Origin of the sequence: Streptomyces sp. XM83C (assembly GCF_023072675.1) — a bacterium.
GTDB lineage: Bacteria > Actinomycetota > Actinomycetes > Streptomycetales > Streptomycetaceae > Streptomyces > Streptomyces thermocoprophilus.
In genome coordinates this window covers 1-2,583 of the sequence record NZ_JALLGL010000496.1, presented here as the reverse complement: position 1 = coordinate 2,583, position 2,583 = coordinate 1, and the positions used below count along the sequence as shown (strand labels likewise).

Annotated in this window: 2 protein-coding genes; both read right to left on the bottom strand. The window is 73.6% G+C overall.

Going from position 1 to position 2,583, the window contains the following annotated elements; genetic code table 11:
* Window positions 1–129: 129 nt before the first annotated feature.
* Window positions 130–1,461: a hypothetical protein gene (locus MTQ10_RS29690; RefSeq protein ID WP_247473536.1), complete on the bottom strand. Its 1,332-nt coding sequence runs from the start codon at window positions 1,459–1,461 to the stop codon at window positions 130–132.
* A gap of 123 nt (window positions 1,462–1,584) precedes the next feature.
* Window positions 1,585–2,511: a glutaminase gene (locus MTQ10_RS29685; RefSeq protein ID WP_247473532.1), complete on the bottom strand. Its 927-nt coding sequence runs from the start codon at window positions 2,509–2,511 to the stop codon at window positions 1,585–1,587.
* Window positions 2,512–2,583: the final 72 nt, after the last annotated feature.

Genomic DNA, 2,583 nt, shown 5'->3' with positions numbered 1-2,583 from the left:
GACGCGGGGTGGCCGAGGTCCCGTGGAGGCGGGCGCAGGTGCACGCCTTGGCCCAGGTCCCGCAGGGGCGGACGCGGCAACACGACGTGTCCTGCGGCTGAAGAGCAGGCGAGCGGCCGGCCGGGGCTGTCACAGGAACCGGGAACTGGACACCGGGCCCGTGTCGGCCACGCCGCCACGCGGGCCGCGGAGCCAGGTGTCGGCGACCGCCGACGCCAGCTGTGCCGGCCGCTCGTCCGGGTCGGCCGGCGCGCTGCCGTCGCCCTCGTCCGGGGTCGGGTCCGCGGCGGTGATCTCCGCGGCGATCTCCGCCTCCGGGCGGTCGTCGGCCGGGGCCGTCCCCACCTCGCCGTTCTCGTCCAGCCGCATCTGCTCGGCCCACGCCGGGGTCAGATGCTGATGCAGCAGGCCCACACTGTCCGCGGCGACGACCGGCGGATCCGTCCAGCAGCTCGCGTGCTCGTGCAGCACCTGACCCGGCGCCCGCTCACGCAGCGCCGCAAGGATCTCCCGGCCCCGCTCGTCCTCCGCCAGGCCGTTGAGGTCGTGCGCCACCACCAGCGTGCCGGGCTCCGCGCCCTCGAACGGCCGTACGGGAAGTTCCAGCACCTCGGCCGCGGCCAGGCCCATGATCCGGCTGTCCCGGTCCGGCAGCAGCGCCACCGCCTCCGGGCGGACACCGGTCGCCTCCAGCACCAGCTTCAGCCGCAGCAGGGCGCGCAGGCACAGGTCGTACGACTCCTGGAGGAAGGCGTAACGGCCGTGCATGCCCTCGTCGAAGCCGTACGGCGACAGCGTGCCGAGCAGCGAGCCGCCCATGACGTACTGCCAGCCGCGCAGGTCGCGGTGGTCCAGCGGGGTCGCGCCGGCGGCGCTCGCCGCCCGCTCCAGCATGGCCCGCTGCCGGTCCCGCGCCGGCAGCCAGATCCGGTCGTCAGGGTCGGCCGCCGGGTCCGGCAGCCGCTCGTGCTGGCGGCGCGCCAGGTCCAGGTCGCCGGACATGAGCGCGTTGTACGCGAGCAGATAGCGGTCCGGCCAGTCCGCGAGGGTCTCCTCACGGGCACTGAGCGCCGTCACCGCCTCACGGTGGCGGCCCTCCCTCTCGTACGCCGACACCAGTTCCCGCAGCGCCGCCGCGGAGTCCGGGACCAGCCGCACCGCCTCCCGCAGCGCGGGTATCGCCAGGACCGGCACGCCCCGCTCCACGCACGCGTACCCGAAGTCGTACAGGTTCTGGGCTCGTTCGGGATGGGCCGCCAGCGCCTCGCCCGCGTCCCGCAGGTCGTCGAAACCGGCCGTGGCGGCGGCTCGGGCCGTCACCTGTGCGACCTCCGCGAGCGGTGCCGTCTCGGCCACCGCCCGCAGGGCGCGCAGCGCGCCGGGCACGTCTCCGGAGTCCAGCGACTCCCACGCCGCGTGCAGTTCGGGGGACTTCGGCCTGCGATTCTTCCGCGAGAACATGTGCGGGATCCTCGCCCACCGATCGCAGCGGGCTCAACTGCATTTCCGGGCGCGCCGGTTGCGTGGCCGGGGTGTGCCCGTACCCGCGAACTCCCGCGGCCTCTCGCGTTCCTTCGGCTTCCCTCAGAACACCGACAGGCCCGTGAGGGTCGTGAAGCGGTCCAGTGCCGCCACGCCCGCCACCGAGTTGCCCCGCTCGTCCAGGCCCGGACTCCACACGCACAGTGTGCAGCGGCCCGGCACGACCGCGATGATGCCGCCGCCGACCCCGCTCTTGCCCGGCAGGCCCACCCGGTAGGCGAAGTCGCCCGCCGCGTCGTACGTCCCGCACGTCAGCATGATCGCGTTGATCTGCTTGGCCTGACTGCGGGTCAGCAGGCGGCTGCCGTCGGCGCGGACGCCGTGCCGGGCGAGGAACGTCGTCGCCAGCGCCAGATCGGCGCACGAGGCGCTGATCGAGCACTGGCGGAAATACTGGTCGAGCAGCTCCGGGACGGGGTTGTGGATGTTGCCGTACGACGCCATGAAATGCGCGAGCGCGGCGTTGCGGTCGCCGTGCGCCGTCTCCGAACGGGCCACCTCCTCGTCGAAGTCCAGATCCGGGTTGCCGCTCTCCGCCCGCAGGAAGGCGAGGAGTTCACCCGCCGCGTCGCCGGTACGGGTGTGCAGGCGGTCCGTGACCACCAGGGCGCCCGCGTTGATGAACGGGTTGCGCGGGATGCCGTTCTCGTACTCCAGCTGCACCAGCGAGTTGAACGGGTTGCCGGACGGCTCGCGGCCCACGTGCTCCCAGAGTTCGTCGCCCTCGCGGGCCAGGTCGAGGGCGAGCGTGAAGACCTTCGTGACGGACTGCGCGGAGAACGGCTCCCGCCAGTCCCCCACCCCGTACACCGTGCCGTCCGGTTCGGCGACGGCCATGCCGAAACTGCGGACGTCACGGGCCGCGAGCGCCGGAATGTAGTCGGCGGGGCGGCCACGGCCCGGCGTGTGCTCGATCTCCTCCGCGATGCGGTGGAGGACCGGCTCGAAGGTCGTCGGCGGCGTGCTCATGATCGGTATTGTGCCTTCGGTTCGCGGGTTTCCCGGGCCCGGCGTCAAGGGGCGTGGCGCGGGGGTGGGCGC